Source organism: Streptomyces sp. NPDC001848 (assembly GCF_042891915.1).
In the GTDB taxonomy this organism is placed as follows: domain Bacteria; phylum Actinomycetota; class Actinomycetes; order Streptomycetales; family Streptomycetaceae; genus Streptomyces.
On the sequence record NZ_JBIATP010000022.1, the window covers coordinates 1 to 5,392 of the forward strand.

3 protein-coding genes, 1 tRNA gene and 1 pseudogene are annotated in these 5,392 nt (G+C 71.5%); 2 read left to right on the forward strand and 3 right to left on the reverse strand.

Going from position 1 to position 5,392, the window contains the following annotated elements; genetic code table 11:
• Positions 1 to 473: pseudogene (locus ACFYZJ_RS33845) on the forward strand (transposase); the annotation flags it as partial.
• Positions 474 to 535: 62 nt separating this feature from the next.
• Here ACFYZJ_RS33845 and ACFYZJ_RS33850 read toward each other — a convergent pair.
• The 3 genes from ACFYZJ_RS33850 to ACFYZJ_RS33860 all read right to left on the reverse strand — a co-directional run bounded on the left by ACFYZJ_RS33850 (position 536) and on the right by ACFYZJ_RS33860 (position 5,028).
• Positions 536 to 1,177 (reverse strand): IclR family transcriptional regulator, encoded by a 642-nt coding sequence (locus ACFYZJ_RS33850; RefSeq protein WP_388574626.1) that lies wholly within the window; start codon positions 1,175 to 1,177, stop codon positions 536 to 538.
• A 364-nt stretch (positions 1,178 to 1,541) separates the two neighbouring features.
• The gene (locus ACFYZJ_RS33855; protein ID WP_388574629.1) at positions 1,542 to 3,359 is read right to left on the reverse strand and encodes a DEAD/DEAH box helicase; all 1,818 of its coding nucleotides are present in this window, start codon (positions 3,357 to 3,359) and stop codon (positions 1,542 to 1,544) included.
• A gap of 220 nt (positions 3,360 to 3,579) precedes the next feature.
• On the reverse strand, positions 3,580 to 5,028 hold the full coding sequence (locus ACFYZJ_RS33860) for an MFS transporter (protein ID WP_388574632.1): 1,449 nt from the start codon (positions 5,026 to 5,028) through the stop codon (positions 3,580 to 3,582).
• A gap of 209 nt (positions 5,029 to 5,237) precedes the next feature.
• Between ACFYZJ_RS33860 and ACFYZJ_RS33865 the strand changes: the two genes are divergently transcribed.
• A tRNA-Cys gene (locus ACFYZJ_RS33865) sits at positions 5,238 to 5,309 on the forward strand.
• Positions 5,310 to 5,392: the final 83 nt, after the last annotated feature.

Consider the following 5,392-nt stretch of genomic DNA (forward strand, 5'->3'; position numbering starts at 1 on the left):
AGCTGGTCAGGCTGTATCACGAGAGATGGGAAGTGGAGTCCGCCTACTTCGCAATCAAGAAGTCTCTGCTCGGCCGGCGCGTGCTGCGGGCCCGCACTCTGCCGGGCATCGCGCAGGAGATCTACGCCCTGCTGACCGCCTACCAGGTGATCAGGATCGCCATCGCCGACGCCACCAGCACCATTCCCGGGGCCGACCCGGACCGGGCCAGCTTCAGCATCGCTCTCCACGCCGCCCGTAACCAGGTCATCCAGGCAGCGGGCGTGATTGCCGGCACCACCATCGACCTTGTGGGCGCCATCGGCCGGGCAGTCCTCAACAACCTCATGCCCGCCCGCCGACTACGCCTCGGTCCCCGCGCCGTGAAGCGTCCGATGTCCCGTTACGCCTACAAGAGCCTGCGCGTCGACCGCCACACGTACAAGGCCACCGTCAGCATCGACATCCTGTTGACAGCACCCATCAGCCCATAACTTCATGGCCTTGGGCTAAAGCCAGGGGGTGGCAGGAAACACCCGGTCGGGTGGTGCGACGGTCAGCGCAGCGCCTCCGCCACCTCGCGCGCCGCGTCCACCACGCGGGGGCCCACCCGCTCCGGTACCGCGTCCGCCAGCATCACCACGCCCACGCTGCCCTCGACACCCGTCACACCTATCAGTGGGGCGGCGGCTCCGCAGGCACCCGCTTCCAGTTCACCGTGGGTGAGCGTGTACCCGGGCTCGGCGATGGGCTGCCGGCGGGCGGCGAGGATCGCCCGGCCCGCGGCTCCCCGGTCGAGCGGGTGCCGGAACCCGGCGCGGTACGCGACGTGGTAGTCGGTCCACGACGGCTCGACCACGGCAACGGCCAGCGCGTCCGCGCCGTCGACGAGCGTGAGGTGCGCCGTCGCGCCTATGTCCTCGGCCAGCGACCGCAGCGCGGGCAGCGCGGCCTCGCGCACCAGCGGATGCACCTGACGGCCCAGGCGCAGTACGCCCAGCCCGACCCGGGCGCGGCCGCCCAGGTCGCGGCGTACGAGGGAGTGCTGCTCCAGCGTGGCCAACAAGCGGTACACCACGGTCCGGTTCACGCCCAGTTTGTGGGACAACTCGGTGACGGTCAGCCCGTGGTCGGTGTCGGCGAGCAGCTTGAGGACCCTGAGGCCCCGGTCGAGCGTCTGGGAAGTCTCCGCGGTCACGACGCCCACTCCTTAGTGGTGAGGTCGGCGGCCCTCCTCGCGGCGGATGCGACGCCGAGTCCCGTCGGCGACGCGCTTCAGAGGCCGCCGATCGGCTGGCGGCCCGGGCGGCTCCCGGACTCTGTCGCTTCACGGCTGCGCTCCGCGGCGGCGCTGCCACGGGGCGTGTGCGTAGCGGGACAGTAGCGAGCCGGTTCGCTCAGCGGAAGGCTTCGTCCAGAATCCGGTCAGTGGCCGATACGGAGTGGTTTGATTTGCGGCGATACGTCCCCTGGTCAGCTTGTTTCGCCGACCGCCGACCGCTGGCAGGCGGCAGGCGGGAGTCGGCAGGCGGCAGGCGGCAGGCGGGAGTCGGGAGTCGGGGTCACCTCATCCGCGTGGCCCACTCCTGAACCTTCGCGATCCGCTGCCGCAGCTGCCCGGCCGTGCACTCCGCGCTCGGCGGCCCCCCGCACACCCGCCTCAGCTCGTTGTGGATCACGCCGTGCGGCTTCCCGCTCTGATGGACGTACGCCCCGACCATCGTGTTCAGCTGCCGGCGCAGCTCCATCAGTTCCTTGTGCGTGACCACGGGCCGCCGTTCCGCGGGCAGCTCCAGCAGGTCGGCCTCCGTGTCCGGCTTCTTGCGGCTGTGCGCGATCTGCCGGGCCTGCCGCTTCTGCAGCAGCAACTGCACCTGTTCCGGCTCGAGAAGCCCCGGGATGCCGAGGTAGTCCTGCTCCTCCTCGCTGCCCGGGTGGGCCTGCATGCCGAACTCGGCGCCGTTGTACATGACCCGGTCGAAGACGGCGTCGGACTCCAGCGCCTCGAACGGCAGCATGTCCTGCTCGCCGGTGTCCTCGTCCTTCTCCCGGTTGGCCTCCTCCATCTCCTTCTCGGACTCGGCGTACGGGTCCTCCTCGCCGGTCTTCTTCGGCTTGTCGAGGACGTGGTCCCTCTCCCGCTCCATCTCGTTCGCGAAGGAGAGCAGGTCGGGCACGGTCGGCAGGAACACGGACGCGGTCTCGCCGCGCCGCCGGGACCGTACGAAACGGCCGACGGCCTGCGCGAAGAACAGAGGTGTCGAGATCGTGGTGGCGTACACCCCGACCGCGAGCCGGGGCACGTCGACGCCCTCGGACACCATCCGCACCGCGACCATCCACCGGTCGTCGTTGCTGCTGAACTCGTCGATCCGGTCGGAGGCGCCCGCGTCGTCCGACAGCACGAGGGTCGCCTTGTGCCCGGTGATGTCGCGGAGCAGCTTGGCGTAGGCGCGGGCCGAGTCCTGGTCGGAGGCGATGACGAGGGCGCCGGCGTCCGGGATGGACTTGCGGACCTCGGTCAGCCGCTGGTCGGCGGCGCGCAGCACGCTCGGCATCCACTCGCCGCGCGGGTCCAGCGCGGTGCGCCAGGCCTGGCTGACGGCGTCCTTGGTCATGGGCTCGCCCAGCCGGGCGGCGATCTCGTCGCCCGCCTTGGTGCGCCAGCGCATGTTGCCGCTGTAGGAGAGGAAGATGACCGGCCGCACGACGCCGTCGGCGAGCGCGGAACCGTAGCCGTAGGTGTAGTCGGCGGCCGAGCGCCGGATCCCGTCCGGTCCCTCCTCGTACGTCACGAACGGGATGGGGTTCGTGTCCGACCGGAACGGTGTACCGGTGAGGGCGAGCCGTCGCGTCGCGGGCTCGAACGCCTCCAGGCAGGCCTCGCCCCAGGACTTGGAGTCGCCCGCGTGGTGGATCTCGTCCAGGATGACGAGGGTCTTGCGCTGCTCGACCCGGTTGCGGTGCAGCATGGGCCGCACGCCGACGCCGGCGTAGGTGACGGCGACGCCGTGGTACTCCCGGCCGAGGGGTCCGGCGCTGTACTCGGGGTCGAGCCTGATCCCTATCCGCGCGGCGGCCTCCGCCCACTGCTTCTTCAGGTGCTCGGTCGGCGCGACCACGGTCACCTGCTGCACCACGTGGTGGTGCAGCAACCAGGACGCGAGCGTCAGCGCGAACGTCGTCTTGCCGGCGCCGGGAGTGGCGACGGCGAGGAAGTCACGCGGCTGGTCCTGGATGTACTTCTCCATCGCCCCCTGCTGCCAGGCACGCAGCTTGCTCGCGGTGCCCCAGGGGGCGCGGCCGGGGAAGGCGGGTGAGAGGTGGTGGGAGTGGGAGGAGCTGGAGCTGGAGCTGGAGCTGGCGGCAGTGGTACTCACGGTCTCCGTGGAGGGGTTGGGCGGCTCGGCTGGGTATGACAACCGGGCCACCCTACCGGCGACCCGGGCGGGTCCATGTCCGGACCGCGCGGGGGTGGCCGGGGATGGGATTCAGCTCACATCGCGCCGCACACACCTCGATCAGCGTGCGAAGCACGGCAACCGGGCGGCGATCTTCGGTACGTCCAGGGCGCCCCGCACTACGGGGTACCACTCGGTGTCAGCGGGATTCCGTCCGCAACCGGGTCGTCACCCACGCCCCCACCAGCGCCACGACCGCCATCGGCAGGAACACCGCGGCGAACGCGGCCGGATGGGAGCCGTCCGCGGTCGCCTCGGTGGCCGTACCGGCGACGGTTCCGCCACCGAGCGCGGCGAACGCGGCGCCGCCCGCGGACAGGAGCAGGACGTTGGACAGGCCGTCGGAGATCTGCAGGGCGGCCGAGTTGGCGCCCGCCTCCTCGGGCGCGGACAGCTTCAGCAGCAGGACGCTGGTCGAGGAGATGACCAGGCCCATGCCGAAGCAGCCGAAACCCCAGGCGACGGCGACGATCCACGGGGGCACGGCGTGGATCAGCACGCTGGGCGCGGTGGCGATGGCGGCCGCGACGACGAGCATGCCGAGCGTCATCAGCCGCTCCCGGTACGGCTCCAGGCGCGGCCTGGACTGGATGTACGAGCCCAGCGCCCAGGTCGCGCCGGCCGGCGCCAGGGAGAACCCGGCCAGTGTCGGCGACAGCCCGCGCTCGGTGACGAGCATGAGCGGGATGAAACTCTCCGCGGAGATGAAGGCGCCCGCCGAGACACCGCGCAGCAGCACCACGGACGGCAGTCCGCGCGCCGCCCGGCAGGTACCGGGGGGCAGCAACCCGAGCACCGCCGGGACGAGCAGGGCGGCGCCCGCGACACCGGGGACGAGGGAGACCCAGCTCAGGTCCTGGGCGGCGTACTGGAGGAGTCCGGCGCCCAGGGAGATACCGAAGGCCAGGCGGATCCGGCGGGCGTCGAAAGGGGCGGCGGCCTCCGTGGCGGGGCCGCCCGCCCGCCGCCGTATCTGCGGGAGCGCGAGCGCCAGCGGGAACACCACGAGTACGGGGATGCCGATGAACACCCAGCGCCAGCCGAGCTGTTCGGTCACCGCGCCCGACGCCAGCGGGCCGACCACCGAGGGGACCACCCAGCTCGCCGCGAACGCCGCCATGATCGCCGGGCGCAGCCGCTCCGGGTAGGCCCGGCCGACGAGGACGTACAGCGCGACGATGACCAGTCCGCCGCCGAGCCCCTGCACGGCCCGGCCCAGGATGAACACCCACATCGCGGTCGCCGTCCCGGACACCAGCAGCCCGGCCGCGAAGGCGGCGATGCCGCAGCTCAGCGAGAACAGGGGGCCGCTGCGGTCGGACCACTGCCCCGCGAGCACCATGCCGAACAGGCTGGTCGTGAAGTACCCCGAGAACGCGAAGGCGTACAGGGACAGCCCGCCCAGATCCCGCGCCGCGACCGGCATCGCCGTACCGACGGCCGTGGCCTCGAAGGCGATGAGCAGCACGACGGAGACGATCCCGATGCTGAGGGCCCGGTAGGGCCGGCTCAGCACACCGCCGGTGGCGTCGGAGGGGGTCGGTGGGGCGGCGGCGACGTCGGTGTCGCGGGGGTCCAGGGCGGTCATGCAGATCAGCGTAAGGGGCTCGGCCGGGATTGGCTCCTGTCAGGAGCCGGGGACCGGCTGGGACCTTGGTCGTAGGCCCGAGCCGTGTTTCGTGAACGGCGTATGGCAGTCCCGTTGCAGGGACGCCGATGCTCTTGAGCCGGTGATCCGTCGGCTCCTACCGTCAGTGCATCAGGTCGGCACGGACGAACGGTGGCGCACCTGATCCCGGCCGTGTGCCCGAGTGGTTCAGGGACTCGCCTGCAAAGCGGGTTACGCGGGTTCGATTCCCGCCACGGCCTCTCCACCGGCGTCACGCCCGACCGCCGACAGGTGGTCGGCCAAACGCGCACGTGACCCAAGGACTCGCCTGCGCAGCATCCAT